This is a genomic window from Trichormus sp. NMC-1, assembly GCF_001858025.1.
Classification (GTDB): Bacteria; Cyanobacteriota; Cyanobacteriia; order Cyanobacteriales; family Nostocaceae; genus Anabaena.
In genome coordinates this window covers 330,163-354,739 of record NZ_LZQD01000003.1, presented here as the reverse complement: position 1 = coordinate 354,739, position 24,577 = coordinate 330,163, and the positions used below count along the sequence as shown (strand labels likewise).

General features: G+C 40.5%; 17 protein-coding genes. 11 read left to right on the top strand and 6 right to left on the bottom strand.

Going from position 1 to position 24,577, the window contains the following annotated elements; genetic code table 11:
- Positions 1-51: 51 nt before the first annotated feature.
- The gene (locus A9Y75_RS12885; protein ID WP_071189955.1) at positions 52-2,496 is read left to right on the top strand and encodes an ATP-dependent Clp protease ATP-binding subunit; all 2,445 of its coding nucleotides are present in this window, start codon (positions 52-54) and stop codon (positions 2,494-2,496) included.
- Positions 2,497-2,597: 101 nt separating this feature from the next.
- On the opposite strand, the gene A9Y75_RS28465 is transcribed toward A9Y75_RS12885, so the two are convergent.
- Entirely contained in the window at positions 2,598-2,762 is a 165-nt protein-coding gene (locus A9Y75_RS28465) for a hypothetical protein (RefSeq protein ID WP_177176175.1), read from the bottom strand.
- Positions 2,763-2,823: 61 nt separating this feature from the next.
- On the opposite strand from A9Y75_RS28465, the gene A9Y75_RS12880 reads away from it, so the two are divergent.
- Positions 2,824-3,069 carry a helix-turn-helix transcriptional regulator gene (locus A9Y75_RS12880; RefSeq protein ID WP_143046416.1) on the top strand — a complete coding sequence of 82 codons (246 nt, stop codon included), beginning with the start codon at positions 2,824-2,826 and terminating at the stop codon, positions 3,067-3,069.
- 60 nt (positions 3,070-3,129) lie between these two features.
- On the opposite strand, the gene A9Y75_RS12875 is transcribed toward A9Y75_RS12880, so the two are convergent.
- Positions 3,130-3,729: a DUF1802 family protein gene (locus A9Y75_RS12875; protein WP_071189953.1), complete on the bottom strand. Its 600-nt coding sequence runs from the start codon at positions 3,727-3,729 to the stop codon at positions 3,130-3,132.
- A 79-nt stretch (positions 3,730-3,808) separates the two neighbouring features.
- On the opposite strand from A9Y75_RS12875, the gene A9Y75_RS12870 reads away from it, so the two are divergent.
- Positions 3,809-4,768, top strand: a complete 960-nt coding sequence (locus A9Y75_RS12870) for an aldo/keto reductase (protein ID WP_071189952.1) — start codon at positions 3,809-3,811, stop codon at positions 4,766-4,768.
- Between the two features lie 1,216 nt (positions 4,769-5,984).
- Here the strand turns inward: A9Y75_RS12870 and A9Y75_RS12865 are convergent.
- Positions 5,985-6,899, bottom strand: a complete 915-nt coding sequence (locus A9Y75_RS12865; protein WP_071189951.1) for an alpha/beta fold hydrolase — start codon at positions 6,897-6,899, stop codon at positions 5,985-5,987.
- Between the two features lie 76 nt (positions 6,900-6,975).
- Between A9Y75_RS12865 and A9Y75_RS12860 the strand changes: the two genes are divergently transcribed.
- Both A9Y75_RS12860 and A9Y75_RS28460 read left to right on the top strand, forming a co-directional pair.
- Positions 6,976-7,872, top strand: a complete 897-nt coding sequence (locus tag A9Y75_RS12860) for a shikimate dehydrogenase (protein ID WP_071189950.1) — start codon at positions 6,976-6,978, stop codon at positions 7,870-7,872.
- 19 nt (positions 7,873-7,891) lie between these two features.
- Complete coding sequence (locus tag A9Y75_RS28460) at positions 7,892-8,059, top strand: hypothetical protein (RefSeq protein WP_177176174.1); 168 nt, start codon at positions 7,892-7,894, stop codon at positions 8,057-8,059.
- A 54-nt stretch (positions 8,060-8,113) separates the two neighbouring features.
- Here the strand turns inward: A9Y75_RS28460 and A9Y75_RS12855 are convergent, their stop codons facing one another.
- Positions 8,114-10,240 carry a hypothetical protein gene (locus A9Y75_RS12855; RefSeq protein WP_071189949.1) on the bottom strand — a complete coding sequence of 709 codons (2,127 nt, stop codon included), beginning with the start codon at positions 10,238-10,240 and terminating at the stop codon, positions 8,114-8,116.
- Between the two features lie 660 nt (positions 10,241-10,900).
- Between A9Y75_RS12855 and A9Y75_RS12845 the strand changes: the two genes are divergently transcribed.
- Together A9Y75_RS12845 and A9Y75_RS12840 are read left to right on the top strand one after the other, a co-directional pair.
- Positions 10,901-12,124, top strand: a complete 1,224-nt coding sequence (locus tag A9Y75_RS12845; RefSeq protein ID WP_071189947.1) for a succinate--CoA ligase subunit beta — start codon at positions 10,901-10,903, stop codon at positions 12,122-12,124.
- Between the two features lie 169 nt (positions 12,125-12,293).
- Positions 12,294-13,184 (top strand): CoA-binding protein, encoded by an 891-nt coding sequence (locus A9Y75_RS12840; protein ID WP_071189946.1) that lies wholly within the window; start codon positions 12,294-12,296, stop codon positions 13,182-13,184.
- 94 nt (positions 13,185-13,278) lie between these two features.
- On the opposite strand, the gene A9Y75_RS12835 is transcribed toward A9Y75_RS12840, so the two are convergent.
- Entirely contained in the window at positions 13,279-15,114 is a 1,836-nt protein-coding gene (locus A9Y75_RS12835) for a hypothetical protein (protein WP_071189945.1), read from the bottom strand.
- Positions 15,115-15,531: 417 nt separating this feature from the next.
- Complete coding sequence (locus tag A9Y75_RS12830; protein WP_071189944.1) at positions 15,532-17,376, bottom strand: tetratricopeptide repeat protein; 1,845 nt, start codon at positions 17,374-17,376, stop codon at positions 15,532-15,534.
- Positions 17,377-17,713: 337 nt separating this feature from the next.
- Between A9Y75_RS12830 and A9Y75_RS30170 the strand changes: the two genes are divergently transcribed.
- From A9Y75_RS30170 to ppsA, 4 genes are all read left to right on the top strand, one after another.
- Positions 17,714-17,836, top strand: a complete 123-nt coding sequence (locus A9Y75_RS30170; protein WP_269086295.1) for a hypothetical protein — start codon at positions 17,714-17,716, stop codon at positions 17,834-17,836.
- 372 nt (positions 17,837-18,208) lie between these two features.
- Complete coding sequence (locus tag A9Y75_RS12825; RefSeq protein WP_071189943.1) at positions 18,209-18,430, top strand: DUF4327 family protein; 222 nt, start codon at positions 18,209-18,211, stop codon at positions 18,428-18,430.
- A gap of 542 nt (positions 18,431-18,972) precedes the next feature.
- Complete coding sequence (locus A9Y75_RS12820; RefSeq protein WP_071189942.1) at positions 18,973-20,331, top strand: diguanylate cyclase; 1,359 nt, start codon at positions 18,973-18,975, stop codon at positions 20,329-20,331.
- A gap of 601 nt (positions 20,332-20,932) precedes the next feature.
- Positions 20,933-24,565 (top strand): phosphoenolpyruvate synthase, encoded by a 3,633-nt coding sequence (ppsA, locus tag A9Y75_RS12815; RefSeq protein WP_071189941.1) that lies wholly within the window; start codon positions 20,933-20,935, stop codon positions 24,563-24,565.
- The last annotated feature ends 12 nt before the right edge of the window (positions 24,566-24,577 follow it).

Sequence of the window (24,577 nt, the reverse complement as noted above, 5' to 3'; positions counted from 1 at the left end):
GGTGAATTTATCTCACCCACAGTACAAGCAGCAAGGGAGCAAGAACCCGCTATGTTTGAACACTTCACTTCCGAAGCCATTAGGGTAATTATGTTAGCTCAGGAGGAAGCACGCCGTCTGGGACACAACTTTGTAGGAACGGAACAAATTCTCCTGGGTTTGATGGGAGAAGGAACTGGGGTTGCTGCTAAAGTGCTGGCTGAGTTGGGCGTTAACCTCAAAGATGCACGTCGAGAAGTAGAAAAAATTATTGGCCGAGGTTCTGGTTTTGTCCCACCAGAAATTCCGTTTACACCCAAAGTAAAAAGCCTGTTTGAGCAATCATTTAGAGAAGCTCATAGCCTGGGACACAACTACATAAACACTGAACATTTATTGTTAGGTTTAACAGAGGCTGGGGAAGGAGTCGCCGCCAAAGTACTACAAAATCTGGGAGTTGATTTACACGCTATCCGCTCGGCTGTAATTAGCCGTTTGGGTGAAGATGTGACCGTTTTTGCGGGCGGAGGGAAGAATTCCAAGCGTACCCAAAACCTCACTATAGAAGAGTTTGGCAGAAATCTCACCAAACTGGCTCAGGAAGGCAAGCTTGACCCTGTAGTAGGTCGTCAAAAAGAAATTGAACGCACTGTGCAAATTCTTGGTCGCCGCACCAAAAATAACCCAGTATTGATTGGGGAACCAGGAGTTGGTAAAACTGCGATCGCAGAAGGTCTAGCTCAACGTATCATCAACCAAGATGTGCCTGAAGTTTTGCTCAACAAGCAAGTCATCAGCCTGGATATGGGTTCTGTAGTTGCGGGAACTCGGTTCCGTGGGGATTTTGAGGAACGGCTCAAAAAAATCATGGAAGAAGTTCGCACAGAAGGCAATATCATCCTCGTTATAGACGAAATTCACACCTTAGTCGGTGCGGGTGGTACAGAAGGTGGTTTAGATGCAGCTAATATTCTCAAACCAGCCTTAGCACGAGGTGAACTCCAATGTATCGGCGCTACCACCTTGGATGAATACCGTCAACACATCGAACGTGATGCAGCTTTAGAGCGTCGTTTTCAACCAATTTTGGTCGGAGAACCATCGGTAGAAGAAACTATCCAAATTCTCTATGGTTTGCGCGGTGCTTATGAACAACACCATAAAGTCCATATTTCTGATGCTGCGGTAGTAGCTGCGGCTGAGTTGTCAGATCGTTATATTAGCGATCGCTTCTTACCAGATAAAGCCATAGACTTAATTGACGAAGCTGGTTCCCGCGTGCGCTTGCGTAACTCACGCACCTCCACTGACAAGGAACTCAAACGCGAACTAGTTGGTGTTACCAAAGCCAAAGAAGAAGCAGTTAGACTTCAAAACTTTGACAAAGCTGGTAAACTGCGTGACCAAGAAGTAGAAATTCAAGGTAGACTCTACACCGAAGAAACCGAGAAAAACGCTAAAGCCCCCATTGTAGACGAAGAAGACATCGCCCAAATCGTAGCTTCTTGGACAGGCGTACCAGTTAACAAACTGACAGAATCAGAATCAGAGTTACTGTTACACCTAGAAGATACCCTACACAAACGCCTAATTGGTCAAGAACAAGCCGTCACCGCTGTTTCTCGCGCTATTCGTCGCGCCCGTGTTGGCTTAAAGAGTCCTAACCGCCCCATAGCCAGCTTTATCTTCTCTGGTCCCACAGGTGTTGGTAAAACTGAATTAGCGAAATCATTAGCCGCTTACTTCTTCGGTTCCGAAGAGGCGATGATTCGCTTGGATATGTCCGAATACATGGAAAGCCACAACGTTTCTAAGTTGATTGGCTCACCTCCTGGTTATGTTGGCTACGACGAAGGTGGACAACTAACGGAAGCAGTGCGGCGCAAACCATACACAGTGCTGCTATTCGACGAAATCGAAAAAGCGCACCCCGATGTATTCAATATGCTGCTGCAAATCTTAGATGACGGACACCTCACCGACGCAAAAGGTCGGAAAGTGGACTTCAAGAATACATTGATTATCTTAACTTCCAATATTGGTTCTAAGGTAATTGAAAAAGGCGGTATGAGTTTAGGCTTTGAATTTGATAATCAAGCCGACGCTAGTTATCACCGGATTCGTAACTTGGTAAACGAGGAACTGAAAGCTTACTTCCGTCCAGAATTCCTCAACCGCGTTGATGACATTATCGTCTTCACTCAACTTAATAAAGCTGAAGTCAAGCAAATTGCTGATATCATGCTCCTCGATGTTGCTAGTCGCTTGACGGATAGAGGAATTAAACTCGAAGTCACCGAAAGCTTCAAAGACCGGGTAGTAACCGAAGGATATGACCCCAGCTATGGCGCTAGACCGTTACGCCGAGCAATTATGCGCCTGTTAGAAGATTCCCTGGCTGAAGCACTTCTATCTGGTCAAATTGTAGATGGAGATACAGCCATTGTTGATGTAGACGATGATGGTCAGGTGGTAGTCAGAAAAACAGAAACACGCGAATTGCTGACTGTTAGCTAAAACAAAAAATCATCTCAAAACTACTTGGTTAATAGGGTAAGGGGTAAACCTTTACCCTTTTTCTTTTATATCTAATATTCAAGAGCGATAGAATTCATACCTTAATAGTCATTATCAGCTACACAAATACCTTTACATTTAATACCGTTTGTAGCAGTGCGCTGACAATGAGAACATAGAACTTCTTCCTTTTCTGTTTCTTTATTTATTTTTATACTATCAATTGCCTGTAGCTTGTCTTTTTCGGTTTGGAGTTGTTCATTCATAAGAATGGAGGAATTTCTTGCTGTTTAAATTTTATAACCATTGTAGGTTGGGTTGAATAAAATGAACCCCAACAAAGTTATCAACAACAGCGATAATGTGAATGTTGGGTTGCGTTCCTTAACCCAATTTACAAGATTAGCGATCACTCTAAGTGAACTTGCCGCTAAGATTAGTTCCAGCCCACCTCGAATTGCTAAAGCTGAAAATGGTGATGCTTCAGTATCAATTGAATTGTTAATTCGGGCAATATTAGCCACAGGTGCAACTCCTCAAGATATTAGCCAGGTTATTGCTGATGTGGGGTAAAAGAAATTCAATCCTCAACTCTCCAACTTTTTTCCGCATTTGCTTTACCCCAACACCTGCTTAAAAAGATGCAGCGTACAATTTATCACCAATAATCCCGCGAATAGTCTCAACTAGTTGAGTGTAGACAGAATCGGATAAAACTGGTTGAGAGCTTTGTAACCGAACTTGTTGATCTAAATCAATCCATGATTTACAACCACCGTATTCATCTAAATAAGGAATATCCTGCGCTTGGGGTAGTTTGTAAACACGTAGCAAGAGGATATATAGCGGCTGACGTGGTTTCCATTTTAAGCGATCGCTAATAAAATACTCATTCCAAATATGAAAGGGAAGTAAATCACCCACAATAGACTCATCCGCAACTGGCAAAATATCCGTAATTTCTGCCCAACTACCGATGCGAATTGTTTCTGGATGCCAACCGGAAGTTACTGGATAGACAAGATTCGCATATTCAGCCTTGAGCATGAAAGATTGTTGATGCTCGTAAGTAGGATAGAGCAAAACCTGCTCATGGGCAACTTGAAAGCGTCCGTATCGTTCATGAATACCGCCTTTACGAAGCAGCATAATCGTTTGGCCGTCTTCCAACGCATTTACGGCCACAGCCCATTCCTTAAGAGCATGAAAAGTGGTAGTCAATTCCATGAGCATCTACTTTGACTCTGATTTAATTTCAGTCTAAGACGGTTAAAGTATAAAACTAGTCAGGGAAATAAATTCGAGAAAAACCATGAAAAAACGCACACTGGGTACATCAACCGTACAAATCACACCCATCTTAATGGGAACTTGGCAAGCCGGAAAAAAAATGTGGGTAGGAATTGAGGATGATGACTCAATTAAAACCATCCGCGCTGCCTACGAAGCCGGAATCACCACAATAGATACTGCTGAAGTTTATGGTGAAGGACATTCTGAACAGATTGTAGCTGAAGCACTAGCTGATGTGCGGGATAATGTCGAATATGCCACAAAAGTTTTTGCAAATCATCTCAAATATCAACAAGTAATAGAAGCTTGTGAACGTTCCCTAACAAATCTGAAAACAGACTACATCGACCTTTACCAAATTCATTGGCCTGCCGGTGCATTCAATAGTGAAATTGTCCCAATTGCAGAAACAATGAGCGCCTTAAATCACCTTAAAGAACAAGGTAAAATTCGAGCCATTGGAGTTTCTAACTTTTCTCGTGACCAATTAGCAGAAGCAGCCCAATATGGACGTATTGATAGTTTACAACCACCCTATTCTTTATTTTGGCGGCAAGTAGAAAAAGATGCTATGCCCTATTGTGTTGAAAACAACATTTCAATATTAGCTTATTCACCTTTAGCCCAGGGATTGTTAACCGGTAAATTTCTATCTGGGCATAAATTTGATCCAGCCGATAACCGAGCTAAAAATAAATTATTTCAAGACGAAAACTTTGAACACGCTCAACAAGCATTAAACGAACTTAGTCCCATAGCCGAATACCATAATTGTAGCTTGGCTCAGTTAGCATTAGCATGGTTGATTGCCCAGCCGCAAACAAATGCCATAGCCGGTGCGCGTTATCCTGAACAAGCAATAGCCAACGCCCAAGCATTAGAAATTAAACTTTCTGCTGAAGCAATTGCAGAAATAGATCAGATTGGACGCATTGTCACCGACAATCTTGATCAGCAATCAGTTATGTGGAATTGGTAATTAGGATCAAGATTCCAAGATTATAGAACTAGGACTTACGCATTGACAAGTAATACCAAATATATGGTATGGTTTTTGTGCATTCAAACTTGAATTTTCAACGATTTTTGAGCGATGGCTAGGTTATACTACGCCTACACTCTCTATCTGAGTTAATTGCCAAAAGCCGGAAATGACCAAATTACGTTTGTTCAGATGATGGTTAATTTGTACAATGCGTCAGTCCTAAAACTATAGAAGTAGTAAGACTGAATAAAAGAAAAGTTAGTAGTAAGGGCTTTAGCCCTATCAAACCTAGCAAGAGAGCGATAAATCGCTCACTACGACCAAAATTTTATCTGACATTTAATTCTGTCTACCTACTTAGCAATCCTATTGAAATAACTAATTTAAAGTTTCAGTTGATAATCCACTTGCCTATGTTGCTAAGAGGTTGTTTGAAAAGTATTAGATGAAACCGATAATCAAGAGAAACCTAACCCCCCTTCCCCCTTCCCTACGAGGGAATGGGGGTTTCAAAGCCTCTCCCCGTGTCGGGGAGAGGTTTGGAGAGGGGTTGATTTATACATTAAAAACTTGTCAAACATCCTCTAAATGAAACAAAACATCAAGTTTAGTAAACAAAGGATTGCATCTCAAATAGGGGTGTAAGAGTGTCCCTGTGTCCCCGTGTCTCCGTGTCCTCTTGTCCCTGCCCCCTGCCCCCTATTGCGGCATCTTCATATACCTTTCTTGTCCTTGGGAATTGTAGATGAATAGGGGTAATTGGGCATTTTCACCAATTACTCCTAGGGCATCTCGGAGAGGGGTTGATTTATACATTAAAAACTTGTCAAACATCCTCTAAATGAAACAAAACATCAAGTTTAGTAAACAAAGGATTGCATCTCAAATAGCCAATGCTAAATTATATTCATAAGGACACAGAACTAACTACAAACAACCCACCGGGCAATGACTTAGTGTCCCCTGTCAGCAGCCCAAGCAAGTTTTAGCAGATACAATTAAAGTGGCCAAAACACCTTTTATCAAGGTCGAGCCAAATCCCTAGGCGGAAAAACGGATAAAATGCTGAACTTGCCAGTTTTAACATCCACCCTAGTTATTAACTTTCAATTACTCACTTAACCTTAACAATTTGAAACTTCTGAATTCGCTAGAACCTGGTCAACCCTGACCAGGTTTTTAGATTTTGGTGATCACAACAGAGTGGATATCAGTCTTTAATAGATAAAGCCCAATTACGTAAATATGAATTTACTTGTTCAGGTACTTCATCATGGGGACAATGACCCGCAGATAGGAAGTATTCTGTTAGTTGGGGATAATATTGGTGGAACTTTTGAGAACGTTCTCGCGCTTTCATCCAAGGATCAGCTTCACCCCATAATAACAACAAAGGACAAGTTAATTGCTTTAGCAAAACATCAACTTTTTCTCCTTGGGGAGTGCTAAAAACAGAAACAAATACATCTAAAGCACCTATATCATAAGCAGGACGATAAATTTCTTCTACTAATTGGTCAGTAACGGCACTTTTATCAAGATAAACTTTTTCTAAAGTGCGCCGAATTACCCAACGTTGACGCATATATTGAAATAATAACGACTGAACTAAGCGTTGTTTAAAAGTCCATTGCACAGTTTTACCTAATAGTTTCTGTGACGGATTTTTAGGAGGTTGAATTTGGCTTTTTACTCCTTCTGACTCGGAAAAAGGGCCTGCACTATTCAGCAAGACTACACCAGAGACATTATCAGCACACTGGGCTGCAACACATAAACAAGCATAACCACCCAGGGAATTACCTGCTAATACTGCTTTTTGACCAATTACTTCACTGATAAAATCGTTAATTTGGTCGCGCCATAAGTCGCCACTATACTGTAATTTCGGTTTTGCTGAACGTCCAAATCCCAAAAGGTCTACGGCAAAAACTTGAAAATCTGCACACAGTCCTGTGATATTCTTTCGCCAGTGGTCTGTGGAAGCACCAAAACCATGTACTAAAAGCAAGGGGGGACGCTGAGGTTGTTTCTCTCCCACCTGTACATAGTAAACATTGTGTCCGCGCCATTCCCAGTATTGACCAGATATTGGGGTTGTAGAGGGTGCTATATTTGTCTGCATATTACAAATAAATGTTAAGAGTTGTTAATACTCTTAGGGTAGCAGTGAAATTAATAATTTAGGAAAATACTAAATCATGGAAAATCAAAATCATAATTATTGTCTGAATATTACAGGTAAAACAAAACTGTTAGGAGTAATTGGACATCCTGTAGAACATTCCCTTTCTCCAGTTATGCACAATGCAGCATTGGCTAAATTGGGATTAGATTATGTGTATTTGCCTTTTCCCATAGCACCAGAAAATTTAGAAACTGCTATGGCAGGTTTTGCCGCGATTGGTGTTGTCGGGTTTAGTGTTACAATTCCCCACAAACAAGCAATAATACCTTATTTATCAGAAATTTCACCCATCGCTCAAGCTATCGGTGCAGTCAATACCGTGACTCGTCAAGGGAACGGGTGGGTGGGAACAAACACAGATGTAGAAGGGTTTATTGCCCCTTTACAAACAACGTATCACCAAGATTGGAGTCAGAAAACCGCAGTTATTTTAGGGAATGGTGGTGCAGCGAGAGCAGTTGTTGCAGGTTGTATTCAGCTAGGTTTGGCAGAAATTCATGTGGTGGGGCGAAATTTGCAGAAGTTATCACAATTTCGGCAAAGTTGGCAGAATTCAATCTTTGCAGATAAATTTCAAGTGCATTATTGGGAAGAATTACCAAAACTAATTCCCCAAGCTAACCTGCTAGTCAACACAACTCCTGTAGGGATGCATCCCCATATAGAAAATTCACCTTTAAGTGTAGATGAAATGGAGTATTTATCACCCAATGTTATCGCTTATGATTTGATTTATATTCCTAAACCAACTCGGTTTCTCCAACTAACAGAAAAACAAAAAGCAATTCCCATTGATGGCTTAGAAATGCTAGTTCAACAAGGTGCAGCAGCCTTAAAAATTTGGTTGCAACAGGAAAAAGTACCTGTAAAAGAAATGCGCCAAGCACTACAAAATCATCTGGGTTTATAGAGGATGGGGAGATGGGGAGATGGGGAGATGGGGAAGAAGAGGACGCGGAGAGTGGGAGACGCGGCGACGCGGAGAGTCGCCTGTGTCCGACGTTCGACGCAAATGGTTTCCAGCCCCCGACTTGAGTCTTGGAGAAGAAAAAAGACATTCCTTGCTGGAATCCCCTGACTTTAGACATGGGGTGTAAGAGTGTCCCTGTGTCCCCGTGTCTCCGTGTCCTCTTGTCCCTGCCCCCTGCCCCCTATTGCGGCATCTTCATATACCTTTCTTGTCCTTGGGAATTGTAGATGAATAGGGGTAATTGGGCATTTTCACCAATTACTCCTAGGGCATCTCGCAAGGCTTGGAAGTGACTTTGGATATTAGGGTTGTCACTTTCTAGTTGTTTGTCATATTCCGGGGTTAAACGGACGATAATGCCTTGGTTTTCGATGTTAAAAACGCAAAACCGTATCCCATTAACACAAGTGGTGTTCAGATCAGCGCGAGTTTTTGTCAAATTACCATAGAGTTGGAATTTTTCTTTTGCCTGTCCCAGGGCAGTCGAATAGGGTGGAATCAGAGATTGGGCTTGATTGTAGTAAAAGCTATCTTGGGGAATCTTGTTAGCCATATCCAAAGCTTGCTGCCAAGATGCTACGGCTTCCTGCCATTGATTTTTTTGTCCTTGAACTTTAGCTTGATTAGCTATGTTTAAAGCTCGTTGGTAGATTGTAGAGGCATCACTTTCTTTTTTAGCGCGATCGCTTGCAAACCTGAATTTTGGTTGATAATCTGTGAGCAAGTTTTGTGCTTCTTGGTATCCTGTACTACCTTGGGGAATACTTTTTAAAGTATTGACAACCGTCTGCCAATCGGATTTCACCTTTTGCCAGTCATTCCCGGATTTGGCAGTAGCTTCGCGCTTGATATTGGCATCGGCTAAAACTTTCGTTGTGGCTAGTTTTTTCAGCCATGTTTCTTCCTTGAGCAACTGCTGATTTAAAGTTTGTAAATTGCGTTTATAATTGGGCAAAATTCCCTGCACCAGCCCATAGAGTTCGTGACTAGATTTGATAGACTCTAGTGGAGCGATCGCTTGCCGCCATAAACTTTGTCGAGTGCGTAATTCTTCGAGTCCATTGGCAGGAGTTTGAGTTTTTTGCTCTGCCAAAGCTCCTGTCTGTAAAGCTTTTATCACCAAGCGAATTTTTTCTGACAGCCCTGAAACACTTAAAGTCAGTTCCTGAGCTTGCTGGTAGCGAGGAGACCATTGAGGAATTACTTTGAGACTAGAGACTGTAGTTTCTAGCTGTTGTTGCACTGCTAACAATTCTTTTTCTGACTTAGCTCGGCGCATTAGTTGCTGAGACTCGCTTTGAGTTTGTTCGGCACTTTGCAATTCTTGACATCCACCAATTACACAAGAGCGAGTTAGAAAGAAAGCACCACCACCGAAGATGACAGTCACCCCCAATAAAGCACCTAAAAGGATAGGTAAAGGTGGAAGTGATAACTTTTTGCCCTTTGATAAATTTTGCCCACCTGCAAAGGGGTCAAACTTATCTTCCTCCTCCAAATCATTCTCTCTCTCATCAATAATGGGAGTTTCGGAAAATCGATTCTCGGAGATATAGTCGTCCGAGATTGAGGAAAAGGAAGTATCGGAAATATGGTCGTCCGTAGAGGAAAAAGCAGTTTCCGAAATGTGCTTGTCCGTGATTGAGGAAAATGAAGTTTCGGAAATGTGGTCGCTCGTGATTGAAGAAAATGAAGTTTCGGAAGTGTTGTCGTCCGTGATTAAGGAAAACGGATTCTCATTCTCAGAAATGTAGTCGTCCGTGATTGAGGAAAACGGATTCTCATTCTCAGAAATGTATTCGTCCGTGATTGAGGAAAATGGAGTTTCGGAAATATAGTCGTCCGTGATTGAGGAAAATGGAGTTTCGGAAATGTAGTCGTCCGTTGCCGAGGATGAAGCGTCGGGAAGATAAGGGGGTGGAACAATTAGGAAATTATCTTCAGCAATCGGCTTGGCAGCATCGCTTTCTTGTGTTCTCTTCATCTCCTCATCTAACTGTATCTCCTTAGCCTTCACCATTAGGGATTGTTTGGCATAGGGTAGCTTCTCTCCAGAAACTCTGACATAAAATTTTACCCTTTGACCGTGGTATTGGGATTGCCACTGGAAGGCATCTTCAAGTACCACAAATATTTTTTCCGTATCAACTGTCACACCAGGAGGATGTTGGGTCAAAACCATCAATTCGTCATTCTGCACAGCGCATTTAACATGGAAAACCTTGCCAGATGGAACTTCCAGCAGTAATTGTTCCTGCAAAATACCTGCTAAAAGCTGTATATCTTCTTGTGGGAATGCGATTTTCATAGAGTGTTACTGTTAATTTTCTATATAGTTTTATGGTTGTTATATAGCATGACTTTTTTTCATAAATGAATTGAGGGGCTTGTATCCCTGATGGCAGAGGAATAATTCTTTTTTTACCTTCTGCCTCCTCCCCTCTGCCTTTCTTCGGTCACGCCAGCTATCAGTAATAAGCCGGACTCCCATATTATTTTTGACCAGATGAGATAAAGTACTTGCGTTTGTTACATACAGATGCATAGTTTCAGTATCCCTAGTTTCACGTCTCCTAGAACAAATTTTTAACACAAAGTTTCAATCTGTCACCAGAAAGCAACAGAGCAGTGATTATTTATCCTTTTAATTTTTTATACTGCTAGATGAGAAATTAGACAATCCAAATGCGAGTATAAGTTATCTAAGCAAAAATATACAAGAATATTCCCGTAATTTTAGAGCGAAGCAAGTTGACAGAAGGAGATAGATTAGGTCTAATCAACCAAATAGCAGAGGTCGTTGCTTCCAGAAATGAATTTACCACTTTTGCCGAATTCGATAAAATTGATTGGTGCTAAATAAGTTTTTCTAGTCAACCAAAGCGTGTTTATGTAATCCAAGTGCTGTACAACCTATAAGACAGCATTAGATACCTGCTTTGGAATTGTTAATATAAGGTGTGTGTCAATGGATTTATTGGAATACCAAGTTAAAGAATGGTTTGGAAAGATGGGCATTCCCGTATTACCATCCCAACGAATTGACCATCCTACAGATTTAAAACGCTTAAAAATTCGTTATCCGATTGTACTAAAATCGCAAGTACACGCAGATGAAAGGGTCAAAGCTGGTGGAGTCAGGATTGTGGAAACCACCATTGATGCGATCGCAGCTGCCCAAAATATCTTTAATTTACCAATTTGGGGAGAATTGCCGGAAGTTCTACTGGCCGAATCAAAATATGATGCCAAAGATGAATTTTATCTTGCCGTTATTTTAGATACGGCCCTCTGTCGTCCAGTACTTTTAGGTTGCAAAGAACCGGATATAGATTGGGAATCCCCAGGGGAGAAAATGCAATATGTGGTTGTAGAACAAGAATTCTCGCCATTTTATGCCCGAAGATTGGGGTTAAAAATGGGCTTGCAGGGATCACTAATGCAGTCAATAAGTGACATTGTGGAAAAAATGTACCAGTTATTTGTGCAGAAAGACCTAGACTTGGTAGAGATAAATCCTCTAGCAGTCAGCGCATCTGGACAAGTGATGGCGCTCAATGGTAAAGTCCGAGTCAACGAGCGGGCAATTAACCGTCATCCAGAAATAGCCCAAATGGCGGCCAAGATGTTGAGTCGTAATAGTAGAAATAAAAATAACGGTATTTTGGGTGACTGGGATAGCTTAGAAATGCACGGTAAAATCGGTATCTTAGGCAATGGTACTGGTTCAGTCTTGACAACCTTAGATGCAGTCGCTAATGCTGGTGGTAAACCTGGTATTTCTTTAAATTTACGACATTCTTTTTTAACTGATACCTCACCAACGACCTTTTGCGATCGCTTGGAAACAGGGCTGAAAATTTTAGCTGCTGACAAAACTATTCAAGTGATTCTGATTAACTTTCTGGGTACTATTCCTCAATTGTGCCAAATGCCAGAAGTCATTGCCAACTACCTACAACTAGACCCCAAGGAACTCAAATCTCAGGTGTTAAACTCCAATATAAGTAAAAGTAAGTTGTTACACTTACCACGCTTAGTTATTCGTCTTGCTGGTAGTGATTTCAATAGCGCCAGAACAGATTTAGCCGCACTGAAAACCCAAAGTGAAACTCTCATATTAGTAGAAAATTTAGATGCAGCTGTGTCGGAAGCAGTCCGTTTAGCCAAGTTACCTGCTTATAGAAAATAGTACGCTTTCGTTTGTGATCACCAATGACCAATGATATCGTGTTCGGTTAAAGACTGATAATTAAGGCCGACGCGGAGAGGGGGTGACGCGGTGACGCGGAGAGGGGATGACGCGATGACTAATGACCAATGACAAATGACTAATGACCAATGACTAATGACCGAATTTTATGAACTTAACGCCAGACAGCAAAGTTGTAATCCAAGGGTTCTCTGAATTTATATCAGCAACTCATATTTCTCAAATGAAAGCATATGGAACTAATTTGGTAGCTGGTGTCAATCCTGGATGTGGGGGACAGCAAATGTACGATCTCCCAGTATTTGACTTAGTAGAGGAGGTGACAGCCAAATTCGGGGCAATTGACACCACGATCATTTGTGTACACCCTTACCAAGTGCTAGATGCCGCATTAGAAGCGATCGCTTCTAATATTGGGCAGATCATTATTATCTCCGCTGGTGTTCCACCTTTAGATATGGTGAAACTACTCCGCAAAACTGAGACTCGTGAAATCTTAGTGGTAGGCCCCAACAGTCCGGGAATTATCGTCCCTGGGAAAATTCTCTTAGGTACTCAACCTAGTGAATTTTATATCCCTGGACGAGTGGGGATTGTGAGTCGCAGCAGTACTCTTACCTATGAAGTGGCTTGGGAATTAACCAAAGCAGGTTTAGGTCAATCGATTAGTGTCAGCATTGGTAGTGATGCAATAGTTGGTTCATCCTTCCTCCAATGGCTGCAAATTCTGGATGAAGATGAAACCACAGAAGCGATCGTTTTAGTCGGTCAACCAGGAGGTAGAAGTGAAGAAGCCGCAGCGCAGTATATAACTGAAGCTATTGATAAACCAGTCATTGCTTACATTGCAGGTATACACGCACCACCAACCAAGAATTGGCGACAGATGGGAACGGCAGCAACTGTGATTAGACGCGATACTAATTTTGGAACAACCAAGAGTAAATTAGCAGCTTTTCAAGCGGCGCAAGTTCCAGTTGCTGAAAGTCCGGCTCAGATTCCTGAATTGCTGAAAAAGCTAATTATAGCAAAGTGCTGAGTGCTGAGTGCTGAGTGCTGAGTGCTGAGTGCTGAGTTCTCCCCCTGCCCCCTGCTCCCTGCTCCCTGCTCCCTGCCCTAGAAAGGATGGGACATCAAATTCCCCAATTGATGCTGACACCAAAATTAGTATCTGGTTCGGCTGTCACCGTTCCCAAACCACCTTGTCCAATGGCGTTACTGGCAAAAACGTCAAATGCCAATCCTGCTTTTGGTAAAAAGCGTAAGCCAGTACTCCAAACATCTCTTCCTTCACTCAAGATAGGTGTATATTCTCCAATCAATTGCAGTTTATCGGAAAGAGCCTGGTTAATCCCAAAACCCACACCAATGCGGGAAACTTTCCCAAAAAATCCACCTTTGGGATTAATGGATATGGAAGTTTGGGGACTGAGTTGATAACTAATGGGCAACTCTGTATACAAACTGCCGGTTAAAGATTGACCTTTGAAAGTTGTCTCACTGATGCCTGCAAGTTTAAAACCCAGAGATAGGGAATCGCCTTGTGCTTGATTCAAAAACCGCAGTTTCATCGCACCGCCAATTTTGACACCCGAACCAGATACATCTTGAGCAGAAATGCGATCGCTTGCCCCAAATTGATCAACCATAAGTTCTAACTGTGCATCATTTGTCAAGCCATAGGCCAGGGCAAAACTGGCACTACCATGAGTACCAAGACCGCCTCTAACTTGAAACTTCCCAGTTGGTAAAGTGTTAGCGCTGGCAAGTGTGAAACCATCAAATAGAAGCGTCTGATCTCGATAGGAAAGCGGTGTTTGGGGACGATTGTCAAAATTAGCTGCGTATCCTTGTCCGAAATCAATCACGTGCTTGAAGCGAATCCCCACCTGGAATTCATCACCATCAGGAAGAAAAGCCAGCAAGCCAGTCGTCGGTGTTGTCCCATAACTGTTAGTAGCATAAACCTCTGCCCCCAGTCTGGGATTAACAGCATAATCTACACCTAGAGTCCACAGTAACTGCCGAGAGATAGAGCGGTCTTTGGAATTAAAAGTATTGCCTCCAGAACCAAAAGGCGCTTGAATATTGCCAAACAAATTCAGTCTTTCTGAAGTTTGCCAGCTAAATCCTGTCCCAATGTTGAAAAACGTTCCAAAAAAATTCGCTCCCCTAATTGTTTCCGGGAAGAAAACCACTCCCGGAGTCAGATGCAGTTGCAGATTTCGAGATACGTTATAACTAGCGGGAAACTGCAAAGCGCCCACTGGTCTGGTAATAGAAAACTTTCCCCTCGAACCATTGGGTGAGGGATTCTCAAAAAGATCTGAACTCGCAGATAAGTTCAATAACTGAGCCGTAGCCATCACACCTACAGCCAAACGTTCTGAGGTGATTAATCGATATTTTAACTTTGTTCCATAACTTACGGTTGTCAAATCACCGCAATTGCCTTTAGTTTCGCATTTTGCATAATCATCAAAAATATCACCTGTAAAACCTATTTGGAAGTTATCTGTCACTCCCCAGTCGATATCAACTTGATAGGTTTGCAAACCTGTCCCCGACACAGAATCATCGGTTGGTAGAACTTGCAGAAAACCCGCTTCTCCTTGAACTGCACCCTTTTTCAGCTGGTTGGCTGTTTCCAAGTTATGCAATTTGGTGGGCTGTTCTTGCAATGGAGAAAGGGGAGCTACTCTCTGTACATCTTTGGTAGGATTGGGAGTAGGTAATGGCTGTTCTTGCTCTGTCTGTGCGACTGTTTCCGGAGAAAATACTAAGGGAACCTCCGGCTGTAAATCTTTGGCTTGATTACTAACAGGTAAAATCACAACACTAGGTTTTTCTGCAACTTCCTTTGGCATAGTTTTGATATCAGAAACTATGGGTGCTTCGTCAGATGCATAACATACACTGGGAAAGGCAATAGTTAGCAAGGCACAGGAAAGGATTTTGAGAATATGCATATTTTTTTTGTAATGCTCGAATAAATTATACATTAGACAATGTGTAAAACAGTCCAAAAATGTGGTATCTATAAAAAATTAGATACACGATTTTTTGGGTATTCTATGGCAGAATACGATCAAGTTAAGAGTTTGTGTCACATAAATTTTTAATTGGAAGACTCAGGTTGTAGAAATGACCAATTCTATATGATAGCTTGCGTGGTGTAGCCATAGTTGCGCCAAATACTATCTTTTTTTAACGCAAAGGTACGCAGAGGTTTTCTCAAGATAATTGGCTATGTTCCCAAATAATTAGGTGCATCTTCATGGTATAGCAACGGACAAGGCGGTTAGGACATCAACTAATCCTAAAACTTAGACACTAAAAGGCTTCTAGCACTGTCACCTGTCACCTGTTCCCTGTCACCTGCTATATTACATATTTTCTTTGTATTTTTCTAACAATTTGGGAATATAATCATAGCCATCTACACCAATCACAGTAATCATCTTCGGGCGATTTTGTTGTAAGAGAATTTGGAATTTCTCAGCCCCAATTTGTCCTTTTAAAATTGTTAATAAACCTGCTGCTTGTCGCCACTCGTGGGAAGAAATTTGCTCTAGTAGATACATTCCCAAACTACCAGTATAAATGGCTTTTTCAGAATTTTTAAGATGATAATAAGCTTCTGCTAAATAAGCTAAATTCCGCCCTTGGAGATACAAATCACCGGAAACTTGTGCTGTTTTAAAACCAGCTTCTAAATATTTGATAGCAGCTTCGTATTGTTCTATTACTAAATAGGCAATTCCTAAACTGCTAAAACATAAAGCTTGACTTTGAATATCACCTAATTTTTCTGCTAACTTTAAACCTTGTTCTAGATAATTAATTGCGGATTCATATACTTCTGGTTCGATGTTTTCCAGCTGCTGTGCTTGCATAACTTCGCTGTAACCTAAATTTACCAGCGCGTTGGCTTCTCCAGTTTTGTCACCTGCTTGCCTACTTAAGATTAAGGCTCTTTGACTATAGTTAATTGCTTCTGGATAATTTTTTTCTTGGACATAGGTACGACTGAGGTGGTTGAGATTGGCAATTTCACAAGGACGATCTTTGGCATTTCTGGCTATTTCCAAAGCTTGCTGATGAAAATTAATTGAGCGGGGATATTTGCCTAAAGCTCGTTGAGAATAACCTAAAAGAGTCAAAATTCGGGCTTTTTCCTGTGTTCCTTCTACAGTACGCAAGGGTTCATCTAAATAATCGAGAGCATCTCGCAAAGAACTACCAGAAAAGGAAGCAAAAATCCCACCGTAGAGGGGGAAATAAGGACGCTGGGCAAAGGTTCTCAGAATTTGGAGCATTATTTGTGAAGCGCCATTGCTGTATGCTACTGCTTGGGTTTGAAAAGCGATCGCTAATTGACTCCAAATTACGGCAAAGGTCAAAAATGTAGATATGGATAATTTGGGGCCAGCTTGGATATCATAAGCTTGTTGATCAAACCAGGTAATTAACCCTCTTTGTAGGAACTGTAAAACTATTGCTAGTTCTACCCAATTGCTCAGGGTGATTTGCTGTTGCTTTTGAGTAAATTCTATTGCAGATTGCTCAAGTGCTAAGGTGCGGAAAAATGCTTCTGGAAATTCGCTTTTGACTAACTTTGCCCAACTTGCCCAAGGGCCACGTTCTCCCGGTACACCACCAAATCCTAGAGAACCTTTTTGTTCATACATCCAACTCAGTAGGTTTTCTTGAATTCGCTGCCAAGAAGCGACACCACGAGTAATGCCTGTGGATATTTCCGCTAAATCGGAATTAGCTGCACCAAATTGCTGTAAGGATTTGGCTAACTGCTGTAATTGGGATAAATTTAAGGTATGTTTTTGATTAGGGTCAATCAAACGCAAGAATACGCCTAAACGCTCATCATTGCTGGCAATAGTAATTTCACGGACTGCCAAAATTATCACTTCTGTGGCTTTATTTTGTTCTTGCCAGCGTTGCCATTGTGTTTGAATAGTTTTAATGGCTCTTAAACTGCGCGTGGCCTTAGATTTTTTGAGTTCGTCTGGTTCGTTGTCTACTTGTGCTTGAATGGTATTCAAGCGATCGCTCAAAGCTAACTCAAACACTTCCCCTGTACCGTTCGTGATACCTTTGAGTAACATTTGATATACCTGCTCTACAGAGCTAATCTTACCCTTGAGAGTGGTTTCAACAATTTCATCAATTAATGCAAGGTAATGATCGCGCAAAGGTAGGGAGTCTGACACTTTAGCTAATAGGAAACATCACAACAATTCTAATTCTATAGTAATCCATAAAATATCCGACTTATCTAAGCAGTAGGGTATATCCAGGATCTGTTGTCTCACTTGCCATTACCTTGAATTACTTGAGGAAAAGTACTATTGTGGTGATGTTCACTTTCTTGATCTCAATCAGAAACAGTGGATTTTCTTCGTCCTCGGTTGATCTGTTAAGTAGGTGGGCGTTAAAAATTGTCGTTGGGGCAAGGGAACAGGGAACAGGGAACAGGGAACAGGAAGAGAGCTTTGGGCGATTTTACTTTTCTTCACATACCTTTAAATTTTTCTGTTAACCTACTTATTGAAATCAGTAGTAGTAAGTTACAAAAATAGAGCGATCGCTGTTGTAGTGACAGTAAAAGGCTGTAACAAAGCGCTAGGAGTCAAAGCTATTCACAAAATATCCGGTATCCTCATCCTCTAACAGGATGCAAGGATTTTGGATTGATTTCCCGGATAAATCCGGGAACTTGTACCATCAAGGAATGATATCGTGTTCGGTTAAAGACTGATAATTAAGTCCGACGCGGAGATAGGGAGACGCGGTGACGCGGAGAGTTTTTTTGGATAAGTACTTAAGCGAACATGATATGATTGGTCATTTCTGAAGATTAAAAAAACTGCTGAATTTAAGGATATGCCTTCAGCAGCAATCAAAACCGATAAAATACCGTCTAGTAAAAATTAATTTGATGATTGTTCACAAAATTTACCAATTTTTTGATAAATTTAAAGTAGAGACAATAATTTATAAAGTTGTCTTTTAATTCCTTGCTAGAAAATGAGGTAACAAGGTATGGATACCGCTATTAAATATGACATTGGTATGATAAAGGAAGAAGCACATGAACTTGTGAAAAGGGGACTTCTTAACCGTCAACAGCCAATTTATACTCTTTGCAAATATCTTCCTGACCGTGAATGGACTTATTTTGAGCATGAGCTAGAAAAAAATGAATATCTACTCAGAGACAGGATTATTGACCTGCTTGGTTGTGAAGATTGGCAAGAAGATTAAAACAATACTTAGAATCAATAACAAATAGACAACATCCGAAATCAATTTCAAATTAAGATATAAACTCTCAAAACATACAGCCCTTGAATTAATTCGAGGGTTTTCCAGTCGCAATTCATGCAAAACAAGTAAGTCAATTTAAACAATTCAAAAAACAATTCAAACAGTCACCATCATTTTTTCCTTGCTAAGAAGGTCAACATAATTAAATATAAAATCTACACAAGATAGATTCCCTATTTCCTTGAGAAGTCGGGGATATGTCCATTACATTTTTTTTGGGTTGAGCGACTTATCAGCCCAATTCTCCGATTTTCCGCAGAAGTTGTTGGGTATTTTCTTCTGTAGCCATTCTTGTTGAAGTGATGATTTCAGGAATAATCTGACATTTTTGCCAGAAATTAGCCGCTTTCATTGGCGTGATTGCAACTCACAAAATATCTTCCTGTTGGGGTATGTTCTTCATATTTCATTTTATTATAATTGTCTGGACTCGTGTCACCGCAGGTCTGCCAAATTAGAGTGAGTGGGCAAAAATTGATATGAAGACATTCCCAACAATCAACAGAGAAATTACGCAAATTTCATTTGAATCATTGCAATTGATGGAATGTCTTCCTGTTGGAGTGTGTTATTTGCAGCGTGATGGCATAGTCAGTTTTTGGAACTCATGCCTGGAAAATTGGACAAATATTTCCAGAGAAGAAATTCTTGGTAAGAACCTGTTTTTATATTTCCCTCATCTCAATTGTCAAAATTATGTCGAACAATTAAACCAAACTTTGCAATCTGGAAAAGTGACTGTTTTTTCACCCCAGTTGTACCCGCATTTTTTGACTTGTCTAACTAAAGAGGGAAGGTTTCGTTCGTTGCAAGTCACAGCAACGCCAATTGTGTCCACAAAAAATACAGGTTTTGATGCCTTGCTGTGTATGCAAGAGATAACTAACTCATTGGATCTTTGCCATCAGTGTCTTACTGCTCAAAATTTACAACCAAGCCAAGTAACTTACCCGCAGATGTTTGAAAAAAACCGAGCGGTGCAAATATTAATCGATCCTCTTACTCTGGAAATCTTTGATGCTAATCCAGCCGCAAGTCAATTTTACGGCTATGGACGCGAAGTTCTGCAACAGAAAAAGCTTTCAGATTTAACTGTGTTAGTGGATGGTTCTCCTCTTCCCAAGAAAGCTGTAAAACAATTTGCTTATCCGGGGAATTTTTTATATTTTCATCAGTTAGCATCTGGTGAAATTCGTCAAGTCGAAATTTATTCCAGTCGCATTAATATCGAAAGAAAGAATCTACTCTACTGTATTATTTCTGATCTGACAGAGCGTTTGCAGGTAGAGGCAACTCTTAGACAAGCTAATTCTGAATTACGACGTTTAGTCAATCTCGACGGATTAACGCAAATTGCCAATCGACGATGTTTTGATGCAGTGATCAATTTGGAATGGCAGCGACTGCAACGGGAAAAAACGCCTTTATCATTAATTCTTTGTGATATAGATTATTTTAAAAGCTACAACGACTGTTATGGTCATCCTGCGGGTGATGAATGTTTGCGAAAAATTGCTCAAGCAATCGCTCGCACCTGCAAACGTCCGGCTGATTTGGTGGCTCGTTATGGTGGTGAAGAGTTTGCTGTTTTACTTCCTAACACCCCTTTAGAAGGAGCAGTTTATTTTGCTCAACAGATTCAACAACAAATAGCCAGCTTATCTATTCCTCACCATCATTCTTCAGTGAGCGATTATGTGACATTAAGTATGGGCATTGCTAGTATGGTTCCAGTTCCCGATTATTCACTAGAATACTTGATTAAAAATGCGGACATATCACTATATGCCGCTAAAAATCAAGGACGCAATACATATTCTTATCAGCTTACTCATTAAGTGTAAAACTCAGATACTTTAGCCGTGAGATATTAAGAAGCGAATCTGCGTTTTTGTTTTTTTGCCTATTTTGGAGCCATTAAAAATAATACCAATAAAGAAAAATGATGGCGACAGATGGAAAATTGTAAAGTTAATGCAGTAAGATTTTGAAAATCTAAAATCTCAAATTTAAAATGATAAAGCAATTCCCATTCAAGTGAGGTACGAGCAGTAATAATTAAACGCAGATGGACGCAGATAATTTTGTACTTAATTAGACTAGAAAATGCTTATAAATATTTATACTTTTACAGTGTAGTTTGCAAATGTGAGGAAACTGCCAAGCACAATATCTTTAGTTATATTTCTAAATAATGTCATGATATTTACGTATTTTCCGTTTTTTTAAACAGTATAGCAACGGACAAGGCGGTTAGGACATCAACTAATCCTAAAACTTAGACACTAAAAGGCTTCTAGCACTGTCACCTGTCACCTGTTCCCTGTCACCTGCTATATCTTCACAAGTTCCTCAAATTATTGGGGTATAAAAATAATTGTGTAACTCAGAAGCATCGATTTACGCAAAATATTTGTAGCTTTTAAAGGACTCGAAAATATGCTAGAAATACGACAAAATCAAGAAAATGAGCGCCTATTATCCAAAGAACAAGCCCTAGTCCTACCGTTTAATAGCGTGGGGATTGCAGATATTCCCTTCGTAGGTGGAAAAAATGCCTCTTTAGGAGAGATGATTCAACAACTGAGTTCCAAAGGAGTAAAAGTTCCCACCGGGTTTGCTACCACCGCTTATGCTTATAGATTTTTCATTACTGGGGCAGGTTTAGAAGCTAAATTGAGAAAGATATTTGCTTCTTTAGATGTAGAGGATATAGATAATTTGCGACAATGTGGTCAACAAGCTCGGTCGCTGATGCTCAACACGCCATTTCCGCTAGAATTACAAGAAGCGATCGCACAATCCTATCAAAGTCTCTGTCAAGAATACGGTGAAGATACCGACGTTGCCGTTCGTTCTAGTGCCACAGCCGAAGACCTCCCAGATGCTAGTTTTGCCGGACAGCAAGAAACCTATCTCAACGTTTACGGATTCAAAAGCGTATTAGAATCTTGCCATAAATGCTTTGCTTCTATTTTTACCGACCGTGCTATTTCCTATCGACAAAAAAAAGGCTTCGACCACTTTGAAGTAGCCTTATCAGTCGGGGTACAAAAAATGGTACGCTCTGACTTAGCTTGTTCTGGTGTCATGTTCTCCATTGACACAGAAACAGGTTTTCAAGATGCAGCTTTAATTACCGCTGCTTATGGTTTAGGTGAAACCGTCGTTCAAGGTGCAGTTAATCCAGATGAATATTTAGTATTTAAACCAACTCTCAAACAAGGCTTTAAACCAATTCTCCAAAAACGTTTGGGGACTAAAGAAATTAAAATGGTTTATGACTTAGGCGGGATGAAATTAACCAAAAATGTCTCTGTTCTTGCCTCAGAACGCAACCAATTTGCCCTGAATAATGACGAGATTTTACAACTTGCAACCTGGGCTTGCATTATTGAAGACCATTATTCCCAAGTCCGTGGTATAGACACGCCAATGGATATTGAATGGGCAAAAGATGGGGTGACAGGTGAATTATTTATAGTTCAAGCTAGACCAGAAACAGTACAATCTCAAAAAACGAAAAATGTCCTAAAAAGCTATCAATTAAAAGAAAAAAGTGAAGTTTTATTAACAGGTCGTAGCGTCGGCGAAATGATTGGTCAAGGTAAAGCCAAAGTTATTCTTGATGCGTCGCAAATTCAACAATTTCAAGCCGGAGATGTGCTAGTTACAAACCGCACAGATCCAGACTGGGAACCAATCATGAAAAAAGCTAGTGCTATTGTCACCAACTCTGGTGGGAGAACCTGTTTTGATGGAGATACAAACATTATCACCAATCAAGGTTTTATGACCATTCAGCAAATCTATGAACAAGGATATCAAGGATTATCAACTTTAGCCCTCAACACCAAAACCCATCAAATAGAATGGAAACCCATTACAGATGCGATGAAACGTACATCTCAAGTAATTGGTGTGAGTGTATCTCAAACTGGGAAAGTTACAGATAATATTCTGCGTTTAACTCCTGATCATAAAATGGTCAATCTTCGTAATGGTGAATATACCAAAACTGAGATTCAAGAAATGTTAGATAGCCAAGAAATGGTGCTTGTATCTCAGAATATTCCTAAATTAGGTAACAACAAAAATCAAGAAGCTGATTTGGCTTATCTGATTGGAGGAATAATCACAGACGGCTCAATTTATACTAGTCGAACTCATGGAGAAGTCCAGTTTATTCAAAAGTGTTTACCAGAAAAACAAGCATTCATAGCTACTATGAATGAAAAAATGAATACAGTTTATGGTAAATCCTTTACTTCTTACGAGAAAGCCGAATCTTCAGGTTACATAAGAGGAAAACAGGTAAAAGGGCAAGCTACAGCTTATCGTATTTATTCTAAAGCTATCGCCTACGACTTAAAAGAAAAAGAGCAACAGATTACTCAAATTCTCCTCGAAAATACTCCAGAAGTTTCCTATCAATTTTTAGGCGGTGTAATTGATGGTGATGGTTGCTATGCTAACAACCGCATTAACATCTATATCTCTGAAGAAAATTTACTACAAGCTGTCATTATTGCTTGTTTGAAAATTAATACTGTTCCTCAAGTTACCAGAAATCGTCACATCTACAATGTGCAGATTGTGGAAAAATTAGAGCGAATTTTAGAATATACTCAACGAGTCAAAGGAGATGTTAATCGAAGAACTATTCAAACCCGTTTCTTTGCTACTAATCAACTATTCGGTGACAATGTAACAGGTCAAATCAAACTTAGAAAAGATAAAAATCTCCTGATTTCCGAGCAACAACTCCGTGAAACAGGTCAATTTGAGCAACTTCTGCAAGGTGATATTCGGATGCAACGAGTTGTTAAAGTTGCAGATGCAGTAGAAGCTGAAGTTTATAATATTACTGTTGCGGATCATCATAATTATCTAGTTTTTACCAGTAAATACACTCCTGTAGTGGTTTGTAACTGTCATGCCGCAATTATTGCCAGAGAAATGGGAATTCCGGCTATTGTTGGCTGTGGTAATGCGACGACATTATTACAAACTGGACAAGAAATTACTGTGAGTTGTGCTGAAGGTGAAACAGGCAAAGTTTATGCAGGTTTATTGAACTTTGAAATTCAAGAATTAACACTAGATAACTTGCCACGCACTCGCACCAAAATTATGATGAATGTGGGCAACCCAGAAGAAGCACTAGGTTTAACCGCAATTCCTAATGATGGTGTAGGTTTAGCAAGGATGGAATTTATTATTGCTAACCACATCAAAGCCCATCCTTTAGCATTACTGCATTTTAACGATTTAGAAGATGAACTTGCTAAATACAAAATTGCTGAGTTAACTGCCCAATACGAAAATAAAGCCGAATTCTTTATTGATAAACTAGCACAAGGTATTGGAACAATTGCCGCCGCTTTTTATCCTAAACCTGTCATTGTCCGGTTGTCGGATTTCAAGAGTAACGAATATGCAAACCTCTTAGGTGGTAGACAATTTGAACCGAAAGAAGAAAACCCAATGCTTGGTTGGCGTGGTGCTTCTCGCTACTATGATCCCCGTTACCGCGAAGGTTTTGCCTTAGAATGTGAAGCCATGAAGCGGGTAAGGAATGAAATGGGTTTAACCAACATGATTTTGATGGTTCCCTTCTGCCGAACTCCCGAAGAAGGAAAACGTGTATTGGCAGAAATGGCAGCCAATGGCTTAGTGAAAGGTGAAAATGGCTTGGAAGTTTATGTGATGTGTGAGTTACCCAGTAACGTGGTACTAGCTGACGAATTTAGCCAAGTCTTTGACGGCTTTTCCATAGGTTCCAATGACTTGACACAATTAACTTTAGGACTAGATCGGGATTCTGAATTGGTGGCACATCTGTTTGATGAACGCAATCCAGCTGTCAAGAGAACAATTGCCAAAGCGATCGCTACTGCAAGACAGTTTAAACGCAAAATCGGTATCTGCGGCCAAGCACCCAGCGATTATCCAGAATTTGCCCGTTTCCTGGTTGAAGAAGGCATAGATTCTATTAGTCTCAATCCTGACTCTGTACTCAAAACTCTGTTAGAAATTGCCGCAGCTGAAGGTAATATCATGTCCGCTTGAAACTTATCATTA

Bases quoted from the DNA above. Each gene is read 5' to 3' on its own strand.
- A9Y75_RS12865 (WP_071189951.1), bottom strand. From the start codon at position 6,899: ATGCAGACAAATATAGCACCCTCTACAACCCCAATATCTGGTCAATAC.
- ppsA (WP_071189941.1), top strand. From the start codon at position 20,933: ATGCTAGAAATACGACAAAATCAAGAAAATGAGCGCCTATTATCCAAA.
- A9Y75_RS12825 (WP_071189943.1), top strand. From the start codon at position 18,209: ATGGATACCGCTATTAAATATGACATTGGTATGATAAAGGAAGAAGCA.
- A9Y75_RS12870 (WP_071189952.1), top strand. From the start codon at position 3,809: ATGAAAAAACGCACACTGGGTACATCAACCGTACAAATCACACCCATC.
- A9Y75_RS12845 (WP_071189947.1), top strand. From the start codon at position 10,901: ATGGATTTATTGGAATACCAAGTTAAAGAATGGTTTGGAAAGATGGGC.
- A9Y75_RS12820 (WP_071189942.1), top strand. From the start codon at position 18,973: ATGAAGACATTCCCAACAATCAACAGAGAAATTACGCAAATTTCATTT.
- A9Y75_RS12875 (WP_071189953.1), bottom strand. From the start codon at position 3,729: ATGCTCATGGAATTGACTACCACTTTTCATGCTCTTAAGGAATGGGCT.
- A9Y75_RS12835 (WP_071189945.1), bottom strand. From the start codon at position 15,114: ATGCATATTCTCAAAATCCTTTCCTGTGCCTTGCTAACTATTGCCTTT.
- A9Y75_RS12885 (WP_071189955.1), top strand. From the start codon at position 52: ATGTTTGAACACTTCACTTCCGAAGCCATTAGGGTAATTATGTTAGCT.
- A9Y75_RS28460 (WP_177176174.1), top strand. From the start codon at position 7,892: ATGGGGAGATGGGGAAGAAGAGGACGCGGAGAGTGGGAGACGCGGCGA.
- A9Y75_RS12840 (WP_071189946.1), top strand. From the start codon at position 12,294: ATGAACTTAACGCCAGACAGCAAAGTTGTAATCCAAGGGTTCTCTGAA.
- A9Y75_RS12855 (WP_071189949.1), bottom strand. From the start codon at position 10,240: ATGAAAATCGCATTCCCACAAGAAGATATACAGCTTTTAGCAGGTATT.
- A9Y75_RS28465 (WP_177176175.1), bottom strand. From the start codon at position 2,762: ATGAATGAACAACTCCAAACCGAAAAAGACAAGCTACAGGCAATTGAT.
- A9Y75_RS12880 (WP_143046416.1), top strand. From the start codon at position 2,824: ATGAACCCCAACAAAGTTATCAACAACAGCGATAATGTGAATGTTGGG.
- A9Y75_RS12860 (WP_071189950.1), top strand. From the start codon at position 6,976: ATGGAAAATCAAAATCATAATTATTGTCTGAATATTACAGGTAAAACA.